The sequence below is a fragment of the Fictibacillus phosphorivorans genome (assembly GCF_001619875.1).
Taxonomy (GTDB): Bacteria; Bacillota; Bacilli; order Bacillales; family Fictibacillaceae; genus Fictibacillus; species Fictibacillus phosphorivorans_B.
On sequence record NZ_LRFC01000023.1, the window covers coordinates 314,073 to 333,747 of the forward strand.

General features: G+C 37.0%; 22 protein-coding genes, 1 tRNA gene and 1 other annotated feature. Of the genes, 19 read left to right on the forward strand and 4 right to left on the reverse strand.

The genetic code is table 11. The annotated features are described in order from the left end of the window. Positions 1-56: 56 nt before the first annotated feature. From AWM68_RS11065 to AWM68_RS11120, 12 genes are all read left to right on the forward strand, one after another. On the forward strand, positions 57-341 hold the full coding sequence (locus AWM68_RS11065) for a hypothetical protein (RefSeq protein WP_066241315.1): 285 nt from the start codon (positions 57-59) through the stop codon (positions 339-341). Between the two features lie 100 nt (positions 342-441). Further along, positions 442-816 (forward strand): DUF2203 domain-containing protein, encoded by a 375-nt coding sequence (locus AWM68_RS11070; RefSeq protein WP_066241317.1) that lies wholly within the window; start codon positions 442-444, stop codon positions 814-816. Between the two features lie 80 nt (positions 817-896). After that, a tRNA-Arg gene (locus AWM68_RS11075) sits at positions 897-971 on the forward strand. Positions 972-1,106: 135 nt separating this feature from the next. Further along, positions 1,107-2,015 (forward strand): rhodanese-related sulfurtransferase, encoded by a 909-nt coding sequence (locus AWM68_RS11080; protein ID WP_066242449.1) that lies wholly within the window; start codon positions 1,107-1,109, stop codon positions 2,013-2,015. An 88-nt stretch (positions 2,016-2,103) separates the two neighbouring features. Then, positions 2,104-2,421: a hypothetical protein gene (locus tag AWM68_RS11085; RefSeq protein ID WP_066241320.1), complete on the forward strand. Its 318-nt coding sequence runs from the start codon at positions 2,104-2,106 to the stop codon at positions 2,419-2,421. Further along, positions 2,414-2,791: a kinase-associated lipoprotein B gene (locus tag AWM68_RS11090; RefSeq protein WP_066241323.1), complete on the forward strand. Its 378-nt coding sequence runs from the start codon at positions 2,414-2,416 to the stop codon at positions 2,789-2,791. The genes AWM68_RS11085 and AWM68_RS11090 overlap by 8 nt, the downstream gene beginning before the upstream one ends. Positions 2,792-2,802: 11 nt before the next feature. Beyond that, positions 2,803-3,666, forward strand: coding sequence for an ammonia-dependent NAD(+) synthetase (nadE, locus tag AWM68_RS11095; protein ID WP_066241324.1), 864 nt, complete (start codon positions 2,803-2,805; stop codon positions 3,664-3,666). Between the two features lie 88 nt (positions 3,667-3,754). Then, the gene (locus AWM68_RS11100; protein WP_066241327.1) at positions 3,755-4,006 is read left to right on the forward strand and encodes a hypothetical protein; all 252 of its coding nucleotides are present in this window, start codon (positions 3,755-3,757) and stop codon (positions 4,004-4,006) included. Between the two features lie 257 nt (positions 4,007-4,263). After that, a complete protein-coding gene (locus AWM68_RS11105; protein WP_156488385.1) occupies positions 4,264-6,210 on the forward strand; it encodes a phospholipase D-like domain-containing protein in 1,947 nt (648 codons plus the stop codon). 103 nt (positions 6,211-6,313) lie between these two features. After that, complete coding sequence (gene dat, locus AWM68_RS11110) at positions 6,314-7,183, forward strand: D-amino-acid transaminase (protein ID WP_066241333.1); 870 nt, start codon at positions 6,314-6,316, stop codon at positions 7,181-7,183. Positions 7,184-7,206: 23 nt separating this feature from the next. After that, positions 7,207-7,779, forward strand: a complete 573-nt coding sequence (locus tag AWM68_RS11115; RefSeq protein ID WP_066241334.1) for a DUF502 domain-containing protein — start codon at positions 7,207-7,209, stop codon at positions 7,777-7,779. 82 nt (positions 7,780-7,861) lie between these two features. Beyond that, entirely contained in the window at positions 7,862-9,082 is a 1,221-nt protein-coding gene (locus tag AWM68_RS11120) for a DUF2515 family protein (protein ID WP_066241337.1), read from the forward strand. 6 nt (positions 9,083-9,088) lie between these two features. On the opposite strand, the gene AWM68_RS11125 is transcribed toward AWM68_RS11120, so the two are convergent. Further along, a complete protein-coding gene (locus AWM68_RS11125) occupies positions 9,089-9,478 on the reverse strand; it encodes a hypothetical protein (protein WP_066241338.1) in 390 nt (129 codons plus the stop codon). A 154-nt stretch (positions 9,479-9,632) separates the two neighbouring features. Here AWM68_RS11125 and AWM68_RS11130 point away from each other — a divergent pair, with 154 nt between their 5' ends. Next, positions 9,633-10,292, forward strand: a complete 660-nt coding sequence (locus AWM68_RS11130) for a GDSL-type esterase/lipase family protein (RefSeq protein WP_066241341.1) — start codon at positions 9,633-9,635, stop codon at positions 10,290-10,292. 40 nt (positions 10,293-10,332) lie between these two features. Here the strand turns inward: AWM68_RS11130 and proC are convergent, their stop codons facing one another. Beyond that, positions 10,333-11,172, reverse strand: coding sequence for a pyrroline-5-carboxylate reductase (proC, locus tag AWM68_RS11135; protein ID WP_066241342.1), 840 nt, complete (start codon positions 11,170-11,172; stop codon positions 10,333-10,335). 142 nt (positions 11,173-11,314) lie between these two features. On the opposite strand from proC, the gene AWM68_RS11140 reads away from it, so the two are divergent. Then, entirely contained in the window at positions 11,315-11,722 is a 408-nt protein-coding gene (locus tag AWM68_RS11140; RefSeq protein WP_066241345.1) for a hypothetical protein, read from the forward strand. Here AWM68_RS11140 and AWM68_RS11145 read toward each other — a convergent pair. Continuing rightward, on the reverse strand, positions 11,704-12,528 hold the full coding sequence (locus AWM68_RS11145; RefSeq protein WP_066241348.1) for a GDSL-type esterase/lipase family protein: 825 nt from the start codon (positions 12,526-12,528) through the stop codon (positions 11,704-11,706). The two genes, AWM68_RS11140 and AWM68_RS11145, sit on opposite strands and share 19 nt — an antisense overlap. Before the next feature lie 89 nt (positions 12,529-12,617). Here AWM68_RS11145 and AWM68_RS11150 point away from each other — a divergent pair, with 89 nt between their 5' ends. Both AWM68_RS11150 and msrA read left to right on the forward strand, forming a co-directional pair. Then, complete coding sequence (locus AWM68_RS11150) at positions 12,618-13,559, forward strand: DMT family transporter (RefSeq protein WP_066241352.1); 942 nt, start codon at positions 12,618-12,620, stop codon at positions 13,557-13,559. Positions 13,560-13,858: 299 nt separating this feature from the next. Then, positions 13,859-14,821, forward strand: a complete 963-nt coding sequence (gene msrA / locus AWM68_RS11155; RefSeq protein WP_156488386.1) for a peptide-methionine (S)-S-oxide reductase MsrA — start codon at positions 13,859-13,861, stop codon at positions 14,819-14,821. Positions 14,822-14,839: 18 nt separating this feature from the next. Here msrA and AWM68_RS11160 read toward each other — a convergent pair whose 3' ends face one another. Continuing rightward, entirely contained in the window at positions 14,840-16,201 is a 1,362-nt protein-coding gene (locus AWM68_RS11160) for an MATE family efflux transporter (protein ID WP_066241357.1), read from the reverse strand. 86 nt (positions 16,202-16,287) lie between these two features. Here AWM68_RS11160 and AWM68_RS11165 point away from each other — a divergent pair, with 86 nt between their 5' ends. The 3 genes from AWM68_RS11165 (at position 16,288) to rarD (ending at position 19,589) form a co-directional block, all read left to right on the forward strand. Beyond that, a complete protein-coding gene (locus AWM68_RS11165; RefSeq protein ID WP_066241360.1) occupies positions 16,288-16,569 on the forward strand; it encodes a hypothetical protein in 282 nt (93 codons plus the stop codon). A 47-nt stretch (positions 16,570-16,616) separates the two neighbouring features. Then, positions 16,617-16,824, forward strand: a binding site (T-box leader). Between the two features lie 43 nt (positions 16,825-16,867). Continuing rightward, entirely contained in the window at positions 16,868-18,550 is a 1,683-nt protein-coding gene (argS, locus tag AWM68_RS11170; RefSeq protein WP_066241362.1) for an arginine--tRNA ligase, read from the forward strand. Between the two features lie 103 nt (positions 18,551-18,653). Further along, positions 18,654-19,589, forward strand: coding sequence for an EamA family transporter RarD (gene rarD / locus AWM68_RS11175; RefSeq protein WP_066241365.1), 936 nt, complete (start codon positions 18,654-18,656; stop codon positions 19,587-19,589). Positions 19,590-19,675 lie beyond the last annotated feature (86 nt).

Sequence of the window (19,675 nt, forward strand, 5' to 3'; positions counted from 1 at the left end):
AAAAACTGAATAATAATGGTATTAAGAGCTCGCAAATTAAAGGGAGGGTGTTCTCTATGAAAACGGTATCTCAAATTAATTTACGAAAAGAAAAGGATAAGAAGTTCTCGAGTGATGATAGAATCATGCTTTTTATAACAAAATTCCACTTAAAAGCTAAGAGGGATAAATGGTTAACGTTACGTCTCTTATTAAGAAAAGGTTCTGTGGATCTTGTAGAACAAATCTTGATCAGTTCAGAGTACAGAAGGGATTTCCCTGAACTTCTTGAAGATGATGCAGTAAGAGATTTCTATTTAGACTTAAAGAATCCAAAAAAAGAAATGTGTCTAACCATTTAACCTTTTGGGGAACCCGAAAGGTTTTCTTCTTGTCATTTTTGTGTGCAAAGTTTTAAGCATTTGATATAATACGGACATGAAGATGAAGGAGAACGATGTGATGAAGCGTTATACATTAGAAGAAGCCAATCAATTGCTTCCTGTCCTCTCAAAAGAGTTTGACTCACTCCATAACTTACAAAGAGAATTTGATCTTTGGTACGAATCATTTCAACAAGTTGAACCAGAGTTGAACGCCGAAGAAAAGGCAGCTTGGGAAAAGCGAATTCAATACATGGAACTTGAAGCAGAAATGTTTATTTCTAATATATTGTCTCACGGCGTGTGGTTTGAAGATGCTTTTTCTTCCACGCTGCATTTCCCAGCCATATTAAATGGGAAAAAAGGTGTTTTTAAATGGCATCCTGAAGAACCAGTCATCACGATTTATGAAAGCTCGGAAGAAAAATGGGATTCTCGACATTTGGTAAACTAAGGCACAGTTATTTAATTAATGTAAAAAACACTTGTTTTATTTTAAAAAATTGTTTATCATATTAATCGTGACGTAAATTAGCGCCTATAGTGAAATGGATATCACACGAGATTTCGGCTCTCGTATTCTGGGTTCGAATCCTGGTGGGCGCGCCACTTCCAATTGAATATATTGATTATCGGTTAGTACCGGTACTCACCACGGGGATGGCTATTGGGACCGGTGGTTTTTTATTTGGCGTCATAAAATAAACTAACGTTGCAGGTTGGTGATTAATTGTGTCAGAAAAAATGAGAGTACTATTATATTACAAGTATGTTCCGATCGATGATCCAGAAAGCTTTAAAGATGAACATTTAAAGTTTTGTAAGGACTTAGGTCTTTTAGGGCGAATCATTGTAGCACCTGAAGGAATTAACGGAACAGTATCAGGTACGTATGAACAGACTCAAATCTATATGGATCATCTTAAGGCAGATCCACGATTTGAAGATATTGTTTTTAAAATAGATGATGTTGAAGAACATGCATTTAAAAAAATGTTTGTTCGTCATAAAAAGGAACTCGTAACTTGGCGTTTTGAAGAAGATGTTGATCCGAACCAATTATCAGGTAAGCGTCTATCTCCAAAAGAATTCTACGAAGCGTTACAAGACGATGATGTCATTGTAATTGACGGTCGTAATGATTATGAATATGAAATTGGCCACTTCCGCGGCGCAATCCGTCCAGATGTGAAAGCATCTAGAGATTTCCCAAAATGGGTGCGCGAAAACATTAGCCAATTTAAAGATAAAAAAGTATTAACTTACTGTACAGGCGGTATCCGATGCGAAAAGTTCTCTGGATTCCTTCTACAAGAAGGATTTAAAGATGTATCACAGCTTGAAGGCGGAATCGTAACTTATGGTAAGGACGATGAAGTTCAGGGTAAGTTATGGGATGGAAAGCTTTACGTATTTGATGAGCGTATCTCAGTTCCTGTGAACCGTACAGAAGAAGATGTTGTAATCGCTTCTTGTTATTATTGCGGAAAAACAGAAGACCGATACGTAAACTGTGCAAACCCAGAATGTAACAAACAACATGTTTGTTGTACAGAGTGTGAAGTAAAGCATAAGCGTTCATGTTCAAAAGAATGTTTAGAACATCCTCGAAACCGCTACGAGACAGAACAAAAAGAACAACAAACCGTTTAATGAGTAAGCCAGTGATTATACTGGCTTTTTTTATTTTCCTGTTTTAAAGTTAACGGTAATGATGAATAACGAATGAGGTGTATAACAGATGAGGAATCGTGCAGATGAAATTTCTGAAAAAGTAATCAGCAACTATCAAAAAGATGAAGGCATGATGATTATTATTTACGCTCAATGGTGTGTAAATAATGAATTAGATCCGAAAGAGGTTTATCTTAAAGCGTATCCTGAACAAATGAACAATGAATACGTGATGCATATGCTAGAGCAGACTGTGCCGATAGAAGAGGCTGAGCAAATCAGCAATGAAACACTATTACAAGTACTATCCTTATTCGGTAATGAAGATTTAGCCTTTGTTGTGTCACAAGAAATACATGCAAAGTTGGAGGCGAAAAATGACTGATACTGAAAAATTAGTACTTGCAAGCTATAAAACCGGGCAATATATAGGAAAAGCAGAAGATGAAAGAAACCAGATGGTACTCGTTAAAGTTTTAGCAGTAAAGTCACATCCTTGGCAAGGTGATCTGCATCACCCTAAACAAGCAGACGTTCCTTTTTTTCAAGAAAGAAGGGCACTAAGCTATGGAGAGAAAACATGGGTGCCGGCTCATACAGTGAAGGAGTATACAGGTGATCTTCCACCGTATAGAGACTCATTGAGAAGTGCATTGATGAAATACATAGATAAATTAGAAGAAGACAATAGTGAGTGGGCAAAGCGTTCTTTACAGTGCCTATTTCAGCTTAAAAAAGATTATAAAATGGATTAAGAGTGGACGATATGTGGAAAGTAGATAAGTATACAACAAAGGTGGCGATTCATTTGGAACTTCAACAACAGATTATTAAGGAATTACAGGTAGAACCCGTAATAAATGCAAAAAGTGAAATTCAAGCTCGAATTCAGTTTCTAAAGGATTATGTAAGAAAATCAGGTACTAGAGGGTATGTTTTAGGGATTAGCGGTGGCCAAGATTCAAGCTTGGCTGGCAAATTAGCTCAGATTGCCATGAAAGAGCTGCGGGATGAAACGGGTGAAGACTATACATTCGTAGCGGTCAGACTTCCATATGGTGTTCAAAAAGATGAAGAAGATGCACAACGTGCACTAAAATTTATTGAGCCGGATGTATCTCTTACTGTAAATATCAAATCAGCAGTAGATGCTTCGGTAAAAGCATTTATGGAAGCTACCGATAAGGAACTTACTAACTTCCTAAAAGGGAATACGAAGGCACGTGAAAGAATGAAAGCTCAGTATGATATCGCAGGAGCATACCAATGCCTCGTTATCGGCACAGATCATGCTGCAGAAGCAATAACAGGCTTTTTTACTAAACACGGTGATGGCGCTTGTGATATTGTGCCTTTATATGGATTGAATAAAAGGCAAGGAAGAGAACTGTTAAAAGAGTTAGGTGCTGAAGAACGCATCTATTTAAAAGTTCCTACAGCTGATCTAGAAGACGATAAACCGCTTATTCCGGATGAAACCGCTCTAGGAGTAACTTACGAAGAGATTGATGATTACTTAGAAGGAAAAGAAATCTCTTCTTCTTCTAAAGAAAAGATCGAAAAAAGGTACGTGCAAACCATGCATAAAAGAAATCATCCTGCATCCATCCATGATACGTGGTGGAAATAATCTGAAGCACCTGGGAAACCAGGTGTTTTTGTTTTGAAGCTTTTAGGTTATACTTGTTGTTGGACTAAAGGGGAAGGGGATACATATCGTGAGTAAAACAGCAAAAATCATAATATCATTAGGAATTGTATTTTTAGCTTATTTTGTTTTTGATACGATCAATCGTGAAAATGCCCGAAAAGATCGCCTTAATGTGATTGACAATCATTTCAAAAAGCCTTTTAAGATTGAAGAAGAGTTAAAGGAACAATATGATGAAGACTTCTTGATTGAAATGGACGACGAATTTTACATGGTAACGGTAAAAGATAATAAAGTTGTTAAAACGGTTAAGCAGTAATGCAAAGAGGCATGGTTCAATAGCTGAGAAGTTTTGATGCTAAGCCTCTTTTGTGTTTTGATAGAGAAATCTTTAAATACATTATCTCTTAATACTTCCTTAGTAGGACCAACTACTTAAATTTCTATACAAAACTTTTATACTTAACGTTCTTTAGGATGAATTTTCTTTACAATTCAAAATCATAAATAAACTTCTATTGTTCCTATGCTATGATTCTTCATGGCTTACATCACATGACAAAAGGGGTTTGTTTTATGAAATGGAAAAAAAGTATTTCTGTGTTCGTTATCATGACTTCTGTTTTCGCTTTTAACTCGCACCATGAACAAGTTGGTGCGGTTGGCACAGTTGAAGGTCCTGTCATTTCTGAAATTGCTTGGATGGGGACTACGATAGATGCGAATGATGAGTGGATTGAACTTTATAATCCTACTCTTCAAACGATCCAGCTTGACGGATGGACGTTAAAATCATCTGATGGCACTCCTTCTATTCAGCTTAATGGTTCAATCAACCCGGGAGATACCTTTTTACTGGAACGAACTGACGATTCAACAATCCCTGGTGTTACAGCAGATCAAATATTCACAGGTGCATTATCAAACACTGGAGAAATTCTTCAACTGACAAATCCATCGAACGGTATAAGTGATTCTATTTCAAAATGGTACGCAGGAGATGCGACTTCAAGAGCAACAATGGAAAGAAAAAGCATGTCGACAAGCGGAGATGATAATCAGAACTGGAAAACAGCAACAGCAAACTATGATGCAGGCTTTGGAACACCTGGAAATATCCAGAGCACTTCAAACGGGCAAGCAGAACAATTGAACAATGTTAGTAATGATGTTGGAGCAATTAATGTTTATTTTAATAAAAGTGCCTTAACTCAATTCGCAACACCTGGTAATGGGGCCAATTATAATATTAATCTTGAAAAAAGATTATTAGCTAGAATTAATTCTGCTACTCATTCAATTGACATTGCAACATACGAGATCAACCTTCCAAATATCGTTAATGCATTAATAGAAAAGGCATCTTCAGGAGTTTCAGTACGCATGCTCGCTGACTCAAAACCATTATCTGATGCAGAACATGATGCTCGATATGAGCTTATGAAAATATATCTTGAAAAATTGGCAAGAGGAAAAGATGGGGTAGTAAATACAGCTGATGATGTACACATCTTTTCAGACTCTATTATTTTCGCTGTGGAAGATTCGGCTAAAAGAACTGAATATAACCTTCCTTCAGTTGGATTCAACGACTTCACACAACGAACTGTTACGGTGGGCAGTCAAAGTCAAACTGGTCACATGCTAGTGGATGGAGAGTCGAAAGGTACTGATGCCTATTATTCACCTGATACTCAAATGCATAATAAATTCGTAGTGATTGACGGGAAATGGGTCTTTACAGGGAGTTGGAACTTCACAACGACTGGACTATATGGTACGGATGAAAACAGATCGAATGGAATACTTGACGGTAACTCGAACCATTCAATCGAACTTCATTCTAGCGAACTTTCTACTATCTATAAAACAGAGTTTGATGAAATGTGGGGAAACGCAGGTACGAAACCGGATGCAAATATTTCAAATTTCGGATCAAGGAAAACAGATAATACACCCCACCAAGTTTCAGTTGGCGGTAAAATGGTGCAAGTGTATTTTTCACCTGGAGATAACGCCGTTCCAAAAATGAATGAAACACTTCAACAATCTGCCCACCAAAATACGTATTTCAGCATTTTTGCTTGGTCAGATCAAGCTTTAGTTGACACACTTAAAGTGAAGTGGGAAGGTTCTCCTAACGACTTAGAAGGAACAAAAACTGGTTTTGACATAAAAGGTGTCTTTGATGATTCGTTTTGGAACATGTGGTGGTCTGCTTCCATTGACATGACGGGCAGAACTGCTACACAAACGAGCACCAATAATCCAAACACACGATGGAAAAATCCTGCCCCTGTTTTCATGGATAAAGAGTCAAGAAAGCTTCACCATAAATATTTTATTATTGATGCTGATACTTCGAGTGATCCGCTTGTTATTACAGGCTCCACAAACTGGAGTACGAACGGCAATGATGTAAACGATGAAAATGCTCTATGGGTTCATGACATAGCTATAACAAATCAATTTAAACAAGAATTCATGGCAAGATATGAACAGGCCGGTGGTACAATCAATTAAATTCTAGGTTCTCAGAAAGTGACTCTTGAAGGGAGTCACTTTTTCATTTACAGTAGATGAAAGCTCAATTGTATACATATCATATAAATGGGGTGGTAAATTCATGGAAAACTCATATGTGTTATATCATGATCAGATTATCAAAAGTGGTTCTATTCCAGTGGACCCTGAAGACAGAGGTTACCTTTTTGGTGATGGTATCTATGAAGTTGTTTTTGTCTATAACAGTAAACCATTTGGATTTGCTGAGCACTTTGAAAGGTTTGAGCAAAGCGCTCAAAAGTTAGATCTTTCTATGCCTTATGATATTTCAACGTTTAACAAGTTAACGGATGAATTAATCAGCAAGAACAATATTGTAAATGGTATGATTTATATCCAAATGACTCGTGGTGTTGCACCGCGAAATCATTTATATGAACGAAATATGCAAAGTGTTGTTACAGGTTTTGCAAAATCTGTTTCATTGGATTCAATTGCTGCTTCACAAACGAGCGGTATTCAAACCTATTTGACAGAAGATATCAGATGGCTTCGTTGCGACATTAAAAGCTTAAACCTGCTTGGAAATGTAATGGCGAAACGGAAAGCAGCTGATTATGATTGTCAAGAAGCGATTCAGCATAGAGATGGAACAGTTACTGAAGGCTCTTCATCAAACGTGTTTATTGTTAAGGACGGTACACTAAAAACACATCCAGCAACAAACCTAGTCTTAAATGGAATCACAAGACAACTCGTGATTAAGATTGCAAAGGATACTGGGGTTCCTGTCTTAGAAGAAGCTTTTTCTGTTGAAGAACTGCTGAATGCTGATGAAGTTTTTATTACAAGTACAACCATGGAAGTGACACCTGTTATTAAACTTTTAGGAACGAGGGTTCAAAGCTACAAGATTGGTCCTGTTACAACAAAACTTCAAAAAGACTTTAAGCAAGTAATTGAAGAGAAAACTTCTGCTTTACAATCTTAGCAAATGATTCTCAAGAGGAAAACATGAAAACATTACTTAAATACTTTATAAATGGATTGTTGACGATCCTTCCAATTGTTTTGGCCGTGTATATCATCTATAAGATCTTTGGATTTCTCGATAGCATCCTTGGCAATTTATTAAAGGACGTGTTAAAAGAAGACTATATTCCGGGAATCGGCCTTATTACAACCATAGTTTTAATCACTGTACTAGGTTGGATGTCCACACAATATATCTCAGGGAAAATCTTTAGACTCATTGATCGAATATTAGAAAAGACGCCTTTTGTCAAAACGGTATATACGGTAATCAAAGATACCATCCATTCTCTTTTTGGCGAAAAACGATCTTTTTCAACTGTTGTTCTGATCGAATATCCAGAGCTGAATATGAAAAGTGTAGGTTTTATAACGACAGAAGATGTAGGCAGTTTAAGTGATGAATTGTCTGATCATGTTGCTGTCTATATCCCTCAAACGTTTCAGATTGCTGGATTTACGTTCTTAGTTCCTAAAGATAAGGTCAAGGTACTTGATATCAAACCAGAGGACGCTATGAAGTTTTTATTATCTGGCGGAGTCGCAACAAAATAAACATGAAATAACACCCTTTGTGTCTGAAGGGTGTTTTTTAGTTTCGCTGTTCATACATTGGTAGAAAGGGAGGGAATTAAATTTGAATGCTTCTAAGAGGTTACTAACAAAATTCACACTCATTCCCTTCCAGTTCTTGCTTCAGCCTTTTTCTGTATGGAGTAGAAAAAAAGTGTTATGGGAGCTGAGTTCAAAGCAAAAAATCCAGCTTCAAATTCTATGGAACAAAATTAATAAAAAACAAAAAAATCATGTAAGGATCAGTTTTCGAAACCATCGTGAATTAATAGAAAACATCAAATACGAAACAAGGTCAAAAAATAAGGACAACATCACTAGAACAACGGCATATTTATCCTTTTTCAAGAAACACCCTGAGATTCAATGGTCATTTTTAGCTCATATGGTCTCAAGGAATGCCGGTTATTTTATGACTGATTTAAAAGGTGAATTCTTGCCTCACATCATTGAAGATGTATTTGGGGAGAATTTATATTCGATGTTAGAAAAGGGTAACAGTATGATCTTTGAAGACGCGTATCCTCAATTGCTTTTGTACGAAGAAAGTAAAAAGAAGGGAACGTCATTATTTTATCTTTGTCAATTTTTTAACGTTTCTCCATTTATGGAAGGCGTTTGGGAATTGTATGTACAAGGAGATCATAGTCCGCTGCTGCCTATCGCACAAATAATTAATGAACAAAGCCACATTGAAAAGCACCTTGTTCAAACACCTGAATACCAGCGTTTATTAAAAAAATTGACATATCGTATCCAAGAATGGCTTCAGCTTTCTCAAATTTTGTTTCCTGTACTGCCTTTAAAGAATTCAGTTGGTAAGAATATGTACAATTTTGAAAGTCTGAATGCAAGAATTGAATTAGGTCAGAATTTGTACCACATTCTCTTTCATCCTAAACATTTTCAAAACACGTATTCGTTTGCTCTCCAAATTCCCCACACTGGCTCTCGTTCCGATTATGACAGAAGTGTTTTCACTCTAAAGGATGATCCTCATAAAAAGAAATATCCGATAGAAAAACTTTCTTTCTTTAAAACAAAAAGAAATCAAAAAATATATAGTCCACACTTATACGAAGTCTGGAAGCAAAATTATCATGGCCCTTTTTTCAAATCGAATTGGTTTTCTGACCAAGACTTTACGATTGAAAAGATAAGATGGGTAAAAAAGAAATCCGTACCCATCTCAATATCCTATTGGGCAGGTCTTCATAAATTAGAATCTGCTTTTCTTTTGAAACACTATTATCGTTTAATCAAAAAAAATAGAGGCCATATATAATGGCTTCTATTTAAAAAAGGAAAGGATGTTTCCCATCTGCTGCGCAAGCCCCATAACTTGATTTGCTCCGCCCATCATTTTGCCGAAATCTAACCCTGATCCTTGGTTATTCTGAAACATGCCCATCTGATTCCCTTGCCCTTGTTTTTGGCTAAAAGGCATACCAGGCATCATCGGATGCGGCATACCAGGAGGCATCATAGGCATCATATATGGCATGTATGGCTGCTGATTAAATCCTTGTGAATATTGCTGCTGCGGCATTTGAGCTGGATTTGCAGGCGCATATGGCGGTCTGTCGGGTCCCTGTTGACTGTTAGCATAACCCTTTACAGTAGGAGTAGAAAAAGGATCGTATCCGCCGTATGGGAACATTCTCATCGATTTCTCTTTCAAAAAAAATCACCTCAAAATAGTTTCTATATATGTATATTCAACTAATTAAAAAGGGACATAACCCTCCAAAGGAAGTGATGAAAACGCCCTGTCCAAATTTTGATCACATCATATTTTATAAGTAGAGGTGTGTCGCTGAAAAGGAGGGTAAGGAATGTATGCTGAGTACAATGCTTCTTATGATTGGTTATTAACTGCGATCGGGGATTCCTTAACCGTTGGAGTAGGGGCACCCGTATTTGGAAAAGGATATGTAGGAAGGTATGTAGGATTCACTCAAGATATTTTTAACAAAAAGATATTCGTAAATAACTTTGCTGTTACCGGAACTACATCTGAAGAAATTCTCACCTCCTTAAAAGACAATGAAGTGAGAAATTCCATAAAAAAATCTAAAATCATACTAATTACAGCTGGAGGAAACGACCTTATTCAAGCGGCATTTAAATATATGCTGACGCATAAAGAAGAACCTTTGTACCGTGCACTTGAAAATTGCAAAAGAAACTTAAAAAAAATCTTCAAAGTCATCTTCAAATTAAAAAAAAATGATAAAGAACCTTTTATCATTCGAATATGTACACTATATAATCCCTATTTTAAATGGAGTAAAGCAATTGAATGGGTAAACCTGTTCAATAATCATATTAAAAGTTATGAATCATTGCCAAATGTTAGAGTGGCTGATCTTTATCAGGTTTTTAAAGGAAGAGAGAAAGAGCTTGTTTCCTTTGACAGTGTTCATCCTAATAAAAATGGCTACCAAGTGATAGCCGTTTCTTTGTTTGAGCTTGGATTTAAAGAAATTGAATAGTAAAAACAGCACAAGCCTTGTTGGCATGTGCTGTCTATCATTATAGAGCAGGAACTTTTTCAAATTCTTTTCTTAACGTTTTTGACCGCTTAGCTGCATTTACAACCGCTCTTTCAATGGCTATTCCGCCTCCATTTTCTGCAAGGGCCTCAAGTCCTGCAGCAGTTGTGCCATTAGGTGAAGTTACTTTTTTACGAAGCTCTGCGGGAGAATCTTCAGACTCCATTACCATTTTGCTCGCACCATATAACGTTTGCGCTGCAATGTCCCGCGCTAACTCACGATCTAAACCATTTTCTACAGCTATATCTTCAATGTGTTCTAATAGATAATAAAAGTAGGCAGGACCACTTCCTGCAATACCTGTAAAAACATCCATCTGTTTCTCAGAAATAATTTTTACTTTGCCAATGGCTTTCGATAATTCTTGAGCTAAATCCAAATCGTCATTTTTTACATATTTACCAGCACTAATACCTGTGATGGATTCGCCAATCATACTTGAAGTATTCGGCATAACACGAATGATAGGAAGAGCCTTTTCTAAGATCTCCTCGATGTAACGTGTTGAAATTCCTGCAAGTACGGACAGAATCACATGATAATCTTGTAGTACGGGTCTTAATTGCTGCAGAACTGTTTCTGCTTGTTTTGGTTTTACCGCAAGAATGATCACATCTGTGTTGTTAAAAGATATTTCACTAAATGCCATTGTTTGAATATTGTATTTTTCATTCAATTCCAATCTTCTTCTTTCATTGGAATGGTTTGCAGCCGTAATTTGCTCTGGAGGAATTCCTGCTTTGTTGATCAGTCCTGATATCATTGCTTCAGCCATTGAACCTGCACCAATAAAAGTGATGTTTCTGTTTTTTAACATGCAACCCCTCTTTCAAAAATAATTAAACAGCCTGTATTTAAAGTACTATGTTAACATGTTCACAAATAGATGCAAGTTTATATGTTCTTTATTATGTGATTGTAATATGATCTTTACATAAGAAGGTAGGGGAGAGTGTACGATGAAATTTTATATGGCCTCTGGTTTTGTTAACAAATTATTAGTACAACAAATAGGAGAGAAAATAAAAAATACGCTGAACTGGGAACTCACATATGACTGGACGAAGAACGAAAGGGCAGAAACAAAAGAAGAACTTACGGTAATTGGTATGAATGAATTTCAAGCGGTCGTGGATTCTGATGTAATCATAGTCATTTTGCCGGGGGGAAAAGGCTGTCATACTGAAATGGGTATAGCTCTTGGAAATAATAAAAAAGTTATCTTGTTCGATCCTGAAAATACGCTGCGTGACCTCTCAATAGCCACAACATTTTATTTTTTGCCACAGATTAAACATTGGGGTGGGGCAATAGAAGAACTGCCAACTCTATGCAGCTCTTCAAACCCTTATTGTGCTTCTTTATAAGATTGATTCTGAAAAGTAGTTATCGTCTTATCGGCAATCCTTGCGTATCCTTCATCATTGGGATGTATGGAATCATACAGCCATTTATCCATATCTTCTGTTTGCAGAGCGTCACTCACAGGAACAACAAGCGCTGGTTTGTAAGCAAGAGCTGTTTCATATGCGATTAAGTTCCAATCATTGAGAAGTTTTTCGGTTGCAGGATAATATTTTTGTTCTGAATTTACAACATTGTATAGTTCATTTAAAACCAATATGGCATTAGGGTTTAGCTCTCTAATCATCACAAAGATTTCGTTTAAGTTTTTCTTATAGCCGGTTTTTACTTCATCATAACTTTGAATGGCTTTAAGCGGGCCTTCTTCTTTTGCTATTTGTACAAGATCATTTCCCCCAATATTAATCGAAATAATATCAGCAGATTTAACCGATTGCTGAACTGCAGGTATTTCTAGCTGATTTAATAACCCGCTGCTTGTAGCACCTGATACACCTTGATTTTCCAGAATGAAGGTTTTACCAGTCAAATTTTGAAGGTTATTATTGACTTTGTTTGCAAAGCCTCCTTCTTCTGAACCTCTGCCTTGTGCGACAGAATCACCTAAAACCAAGTGATTAAAAGTGGAATCAGGACTCTTCTTCAAATAATCTAAGTACGTAATCTGTTTTGATTTTGTATCATCATTTTTATCAATGACAGATTCTTTCTTGATCTGATTTATCTTATACTGTGGATAGTAGTACCATCCGGCTGTGCTGAATACCAATAGCAAAAGAAGCAAGGATATGAGATATCTTTTCTTCATATTATCCTCCTCCTTTATTTCACTTGTAATAACAAAGTATTAGTTATAGATCATAACATAAATATGCCTAGAAAGTGTAAGGTGAGAACTTGAATAACGAACTAAAAGTACCAGTAATTATACCTTTGACCATCGGGATTATTGCCATTTCTTTTTCTTCTATTTTTGTGAAGTGGTCAGAAGCCCCAGTTTCTGTTCAAGGTATGTACCGCCTATTGTTTACACTATTATTAATGCTTCCCTTTGTTTGGAAACAATTTCAACTTCTCAAAAAGATCTCATTCAAAGATGCAGCTTTATTACTATTATCCGGAACTTTTTTAGCATTGCATTTCTTATTTTGGATGGGGTCATTAAAATTAACGACTGTAGCAAGTTCAACGATACTTCTTTCCTTGCAGCCGGTTTTTGTAATGATAGGAGCATTCATAGTGTTTAAAGAACAAACGTCGAAAGCAGCAATAATAGGAATGCTTATTGCAATAACAGGCGCAATCATGATTGGTTGGGGAGACATTGGCATCTCAGCTCAGCATATTAAAGGAGATTTGCTCTCCATTTTAGGAACGGTAGTTGTAGCTGTACATATGCTGATTGGTCAAAAACTTCTAAAGTCGATACCTGCAACTCTTTATAGCTTCACTGTGTTTTTATCAGCTGTGATTGTTTTTTTTGTATATAATGCTTTTTTAAACATTCCTATGACTGGATATCCTGGAAAGGAATGGGGAATATTTTTATTGCTCGCCATTATCCCGACTGTTTTCGGACATGTACTCTTTAATTGGCTTCTAAAATATGTGACAGCAGCAACAATATCCATGGCTATTTTAGGTGAACCTGTTGGAGCATCATTGCTGGCTTACCTTTTAATCGGAGAAACATTAACAGTTACTCAGGTAATCGGTGGGGCTATTGTTTTAACAGGTCTATATTATTTCTTACAAAATACCCGTAAACAAAAAAGAAATAAACCTCCAGCTCCAATCAAGAAACCTGTAACGGTAGTTCCAATCGTAAAAAAAGGATAGGCTTTGTTCTTCGGTCTTTTAAAAGATTGTTGCTTCCAAATTTTTTCTTCTATGATTTTTGATTGGAGTGAAAGGATGCGAGACTCCTGCGGGACAGGCGGGCAGGTGAGACACTTAAAAGTGAAACGTTACGAATGTGGCTCACCGCCTGCCCCGCGGAAAGCGAGTACCTGTAACGGAAATCAACCACTTTCAATAGCAGCAAAGTTAAAGCGGTCAAAGAATCTGAGCCTTTTTCTATGCTTTTGATTCTCATTCTTATATGATGAAACAAACAGTTAATAAAGGAGATGGATTTTATGAGTAACTATGCGAAAGCGACTTTTGCTGGCGGGTGCTTTTGGTGTATGGTTACACCTTTTGAGGAGTGGCCAGGCATCATAAAAGTTGAATCAGGCTATACAGGAGGTCATACAGAAAATCCAACGTATAAAGAAGTATGCAGCGAGACGACAGGTCACTTTGAAGCTGTTCAAATTACATTTGATCCATCGATCATATCGTATGAAAAAATAGTATCTGTGTTTTGGAAACAGATTGATCCGACTGATGCAGGAGGACAGTTTTATGATCGAGGTGACTCCTATCGTACGGCCATTTTTTATCACGATGATGAACAAAAAGCAGTCGCGGAGCAATCTAAGAAAGATTTAGATGACAGTGGACGTTTCAATAAACCAATCGCTACCTTGATTTTACCTGCTGATTCTTTTTATCCAGCGGAAGAGTATCATCAAGATTACCACAAAAAGAACCCTTTTCATTACAAACGCTATCGACAAGGGTCTGGTCGGGACACTTTTATAAAGTCTTATTGGGAAGATAAAGAACAAAAACAAGAAATCCTTAAAACACTAAGCCCTATGCAATATAACGTGACACAGAACGATGCAACAGAACCACCGTTTCAGAATGAATTTTGGGATCATACGGAAGAGGGAATATACGTAGATATTGTTTCAGGAGAACCACTGTTCAGTTCTCTTGATAAGTTTGACAGCAGCTGTGGGTGGCCAAGTTTTACAAAACCTGTCCGATCATCAACCGTTGAAGAAAAAGAAGATCTTTCACATGGGATGATTCGTACAGAAGTAAGAAGTAAAGATGCAGATTCTCATTTAGGACATGTTTTTACGGATGGACCTCGTGATCGAGGAGGTTTGCGCTATTGCATCAATTCTGCTGCACTCCGTTTTATACCGAAAGAACAGTTGAAAGAAAAAGGATACGGAGAGTATCTAACCCTATTTGAACAAAAATAAACCAGCCGCTTGGCTGGATTATTTTTGTTCCGAAGAGGAATAGGAATGTGATTGGATATATTTTAGACGTAAAAATAAGATAACGGCTCCAGCAGATAAACCGGATATCAATCCAATCCAATAGCCGTATGCGCCTAGTGTTGTAAAGTTAGCTAAATAATATCCTACAGGGAGTCCAAGTACCCAATAAGAAATAAAAGAAAGCATAAATGTAACATTCACATCTTTATATCCTCTTAATGCGCCTTGAATCGGTGCACCGAACGCATCAGCTAATTGAAAAAATACAGCGTACCATAAGAAAGATGTAGTAAGCTTAATTACTTCTGGTTCATTTGAATACAATCGAGCCACTTGGTCATCAAATACAATAAGAAAGCCGGAAAGAATGAATGCAAAACCTGCTGCTGTAACGATTCCAATATAACTATACTGTGCAGCGTCTTTAAATCGCCCAGCTCCTACCTCAAATCCAACGGCAATGGTGAGCGCAAAGGAAATGCTCAAAGGAAGCATATAGAGGAAGGACGCAAAATTCAGCGCAGCTTGGTGAGCGGCAATGGTAACCGTATTAAAATCACTCATTAGCAGAGTAACAGCTGCAAAAATACTTACTTCGAAAAAGATGGCAAGACCGATGGGTACACCAATCTTTAATTGTTCTTTCCATGCTTTTAATGAAGGGGGATAAAAACTGCGAAAGAGTTTATATCGTCTAAAAGGTTGAAATTTCATCACAATGATTACAGTTATTAGAGCTGTTATCCAATACGTAATCGCGGTAGCTACTCCAGCACCAATACCGCCTAAATTCGGGAAACCCGCTTTACCAAAGATCAACAGGTAATTAAATACGGCATTTACCGGTAAACCGATTAGGGTTATAAACATCGTAATTCTTGTCTGACCGAGTGCATCTATAAAAGAGCGTAGTGCTCCGTATAAAAAAAGAGGAAGAATACCAAACGCTAATGCCTTTAAATAACCTCTTGCTACTTCTTCGACTTCTTGATCTAATGACATGGCTTCTAGTATTGGATTTAGAACCAATGAACCTAGTATGAGCACAATAACCGATATAACAGCAGATAAGTAAACAGCCTGCATGACTGATTTTGGCACACTTTTAGTATTTTTAGCTCCTTCAAGCTGTGAAACAATCGGTGTTAGTGCCATTAAGATCCCATTCAATCCGGTAAATATAGGAACCCATAAACTTGATCCAATAGCGACCCCTGCTAACTGATCGGCGCCTGAACGTCCGCTCATTACTGTATCAAGAAAATTCATAGCATATAATCCTAGCTGAGTGATTAAAACAGGAACGACTAATAATATGAAACTTTTATATTTATCATTTAATGAAAATGTCTGTATCATCTACATACTTCCTTTATTTTTTTAACTGTCAATTCAAGACAATGCATTATATCATAAAACATATGAATCCACGTAAAGGAGAAACTATGAGCGTACAATTTCTTTTTGAAGTTCAATCGGTTCTGCCAGGAGAGCAAGTAGAAGAAAAAATTGTGCTTGTTTCAACAGAACTTTTATATAAAAATAGCGGTGAAACAATCTATACCGGCATCATTCCAGTAAAGGTTTCTAATCATGGGGTTTTTGTTTCAGTACCTGCCATTTCTTCTGCTTTCACTTCCAAATACTTGCGCACAGAAACTCTTTTCAGATTGAAACGATATATCAAACAAATGAGAGATTACTTGGATTTAGATAAAAAGGAATAAGTTGACTTTTGTTTATTGCCCTCATATAATATGGAAAACTATATGACTGAACATTTATGAAAAAGAGAGTACTCTGTAAAGGATGTCATAGCGAGCCAGGGGTGGTGTAAGCCTGGCACAACTTTCAGACGAAGCGCACTTTGGAAATGTTTGCTTGAAATCTTTAGTAGGGCAAACCGGGACCATCCCGTTAACAGTTCAAGTGGCCTTTTTAAGGCAACAAGAGTGGTACCGCGGTAATCATCCGTCTCTTCTATCGATTAGAAGAGGCGGTTTTTTATTTTGGGAGGGAGAAAGAATGAACGATAAAAAAGCATTTGCCCTTTATCTAAAGAATAAACTGGGTGATGGACTATCATTAGACCAAATTGAGAACTTGATTGAAAAGCCAAGACAAATCCATCAAGGTGATCTAGCCTTTCCTTGCTTTCAACTGGCGAAGATACTAAAAAAATCCCCGAATGAAATCGCAAATCAGCTTGCTTCAGGAACTGTTCCAGATCATTTCGAGAAAGCAGAAGCAGCAGGCGGTTATTTGAATGTATTTCTTAATAAAAAAATAGCCACTTTAGAGCTTTTAACGAAGATATTAAATGATAAAGAGAAATATGCAAATCATATATTCGGAAATGGGAAAACAATTGTTTTCGACCTTTCATCTCCTAACATCGCAAAACCTTTTTCAATGGGTCATCTCCGTTCTACCGTTATTGGATCCTCATTAGCATCAATAAGCGAAAAATGCGGATACAAAACGGTGAGAATCAACTATATCGGTGATTGGGGAACTCAGTTCGGAAAGTTAATCTGTGCTTACTTAAAGTGGGGAGAAGAAGATAAAGTACGAGGTAATCCAATTGAAGAACTTACAAAACTATATGTTCGTTTTCATGAAGAGGCAGAAAACGATCCTTCATTAAATGACGAGGGCAGAATGTGGTTCAAGAAATTAGAAGACCATGATCCACAAGCAACAGAATTATGGGTATGGTTTAAAGACGCTTCATTAAAAGCGTTTCAAAAAATTTATGAACTCTTGGATGTCCAGTTTGATTCATACAACGGTGAATCCTTTTATAACGATAAGATGGAGGAAACGGTTAAAGAGCTGCAGGGTAAGAACCTAGTAGAAACATCCGAAGGCGCTCAGATTGTAAGAGTAGGTGACGATATTCCACCTTGTTTGATTAAAAAGAAGGATGGTGCAACCCTTTATGCGACACGTGACCTTACCGCTGCCATCTATAGAAAAAACACATACGCTTTTGATCAAGCCTTCTATGTTGTCGGTCATGAACAGTCCTTGCATTTTGAACAAGTGAAACGTGTTTTAAAAAGACTCGGTCATGGTTGGGCAGATAACATGCATCATGTACCATTTGGCCTAATCTTACAAGATGGCAAAAAGATGAGTACTCGAAAAGGGAGAACCGTACTGCTTGAAACGGTAATTATGGAAGCGATAGATTTAGCAGAACTAAACATTCGAGAGAAGAATCCTGAACTTGAAGAACTAAGAACAGTAGCACGACAAGTCGGTGTAGGTGCAGTCATATTTCATGATCTGAAAAATGAAAAAGGAAACGATGTGGAATTTTCACTTGATCAAATGCTTAAATTTGAGGGTGATACCGGCCCTTATGTCCAATACACAGCCACAAGAATCCAGACTCTATTAAATAAAGGAAACTTTAATGGGAAATTGCCGCATGAAATTTCGATTGAGGAAGAAAGCTGGGAACTCATTTCTGTCTTAAATGAATTTCCTGCAACGGTTGAACAGGCATTCCACCGAAAGGAACCTTCAGTCATTTCAAAATATTTGTTGAAGCTATCTCATAAATTTAATCAATATTATGCAAACGTTAAAATTCTAAACAGTCCTGAAACACCCGAAAGATTGGTATTATGTGCTTCCATTCAAATCGTCTTAAAAGAAGGTCTGCGATTATTAGGCATTCAAACACCTAAGCAAATGTAAAAAGGGTGATTAGCTAGTTTAAGTCGTGTTGCTGGCTAACCATTGATGTTCCGTTATATAATCTTAGAACTTCAACTTATATAAGGAAATCGGGGAACGAACTATGAAAACTGATGAACATACAAAAGGCATATGGTATGCGGCTTTATCTTATTTAATCTGGGGTTTTCTCCCACTTTACTGGAAACCGCTCGACTTCGTCGGGTCAGGCGAAATTTTAGCACATCGTATCTTCTGGTCATTCTTACTTATGATCGGAGTAATGATCCTTTTAAAAAGGAAAAGTGTTTTACAAAGAGATATAAGAGTTCTTCTTACTAATCGAAAACAACTTTTTTCCGTGTTAACGGCTTCCATCCTTATTAGCGGAAATTGGGTGATGTATATTTGGGCTGTAAATACAGATCATGTAGTAGAAGCCAGCTTAGGATATTACATTAATCCGCTTGTTAGTGTTTTGTTAGGCATGCTTGTTTTAAAAGAAAAATTAAACAGCTGGCAAATTGTTTCTTTTGTTATTGCTGCATGCGGTGTTTTCCTTTTGACTTGGCAATATGGAGAATTCCCATGGGTAGCTGTCTTTTTAGCTCTTTCTTTTGGCCTATATGGACTCGCAAAAAAATTAGGAAGCTTTGACTCGTTAACAGGTTTAACCTTTGAAACGATGTTTGTTGTTCCTTTTGCGTTTGTTTATCTGGTATACCTTCAATGGAATGGGGAAGCTTCGTTTATTTCAGGAGGATCGTTCACGACTCTACTATTATGGGGAGCAGGACTCGTTACTGCTGTGCCGCTTATTTGTTTTGCTCAAGGAGTTAAACGGATTTCCATGACCATGATCGGTTTTCTTCAATACATTGCGCCTACGATTATGCTCATTTTAGGTGTGTTTCTGTATCATGAAACATTCAGCACAATTCACGCCGTTTCTTTTACTTTAATTTGGATTGCACTCTTCATATTTACACTTAGCAGAACAAAATGGGCAAATTATCTCATAAATCGTAAAAAACAAAATTCACTTTCTGCGAAAATATAGTATAATGGCAGTGACCATTGCTTACAGTTGAAACCTTATCAATGATAAGGTTCTTTTCATTCATTGTTTGAGAGCGCTTTAAAAAG

What these genes read in the sequence shown, in the direction of transcription:
- AWM68_RS11080 (WP_066242449.1), top strand. Translation starts at nt 1,107, where the DNA reads ATGAGAGTACTATTATATTACAAGTATGTTCCGATCGATGATCCAGAA.
- AWM68_RS11145 (WP_066241348.1), bottom strand. Translation starts at nt 12,528, where the DNA reads ATGAAGAAAAGATATCTCATATCCTTGCTTCTTTTGCTATTGGTATTC.
- AWM68_RS11070 (WP_066241317.1), top strand. Translation starts at nt 442, where the DNA reads ATGAAGCGTTATACATTAGAAGAAGCCAATCAATTGCTTCCTGTCCTC.
- AWM68_RS11090 (WP_066241323.1), top strand. Translation starts at nt 2,414, where the DNA reads ATGACTGATACTGAAAAATTAGTACTTGCAAGCTATAAAACCGGGCAA.
- AWM68_RS11115 (WP_066241334.1), top strand. Translation starts at nt 7,207, where the DNA reads ATGAAAACATTACTTAAATACTTTATAAATGGATTGTTGACGATCCTT.
- proC (WP_066241342.1), bottom strand. Translation starts at nt 11,172, where the DNA reads ATGTTAAAAAACAGAAACATCACTTTTATTGGTGCAGGTTCAATGGCT.
- rarD (WP_066241365.1), top strand. Translation starts at nt 18,654, where the DNA reads ATGAAAACTGATGAACATACAAAAGGCATATGGTATGCGGCTTTATCT.
- dat (WP_066241333.1), top strand. Translation starts at nt 6,314, where the DNA reads ATGGAAAACTCATATGTGTTATATCATGATCAGATTATCAAAAGTGGT.
- AWM68_RS11160 (WP_066241357.1), bottom strand. Translation starts at nt 16,201, where the DNA reads ATGATACAGACATTTTCATTAAATGATAAATATAAAAGTTTCATATTA.
- AWM68_RS11130 (WP_066241341.1), top strand. Translation starts at nt 9,633, where the DNA reads ATGTATGCTGAGTACAATGCTTCTTATGATTGGTTATTAACTGCGATC.
- AWM68_RS11105 (WP_156488385.1), top strand. Translation starts at nt 4,264, where the DNA reads ATGAAATGGAAAAAAAGTATTTCTGTGTTCGTTATCATGACTTCTGTT.
- nadE (WP_066241324.1), top strand. Translation starts at nt 2,803, where the DNA reads ATGTGGAAAGTAGATAAGTATACAACAAAGGTGGCGATTCATTTGGAA.
- argS (WP_066241362.1), top strand. Translation starts at nt 16,868, where the DNA reads ATGAACGATAAAAAAGCATTTGCCCTTTATCTAAAGAATAAACTGGGT.
- AWM68_RS11085 (WP_066241320.1), top strand. Translation starts at nt 2,104, where the DNA reads ATGAGGAATCGTGCAGATGAAATTTCTGAAAAAGTAATCAGCAACTAT.
- AWM68_RS11140 (WP_066241345.1), top strand. Translation starts at nt 11,315, where the DNA reads ATGAAATTTTATATGGCCTCTGGTTTTGTTAACAAATTATTAGTACAA.
- AWM68_RS11065 (WP_066241315.1), top strand. Translation starts at nt 57, where the DNA reads ATGAAAACGGTATCTCAAATTAATTTACGAAAAGAAAAGGATAAGAAG.
- AWM68_RS11165 (WP_066241360.1), top strand. Translation starts at nt 16,288, where the DNA reads ATGAGCGTACAATTTCTTTTTGAAGTTCAATCGGTTCTGCCAGGAGAG.
- msrA (WP_156488386.1), top strand. Translation starts at nt 13,859, where the DNA reads ATGAGTAACTATGCGAAAGCGACTTTTGCTGGCGGGTGCTTTTGGTGT.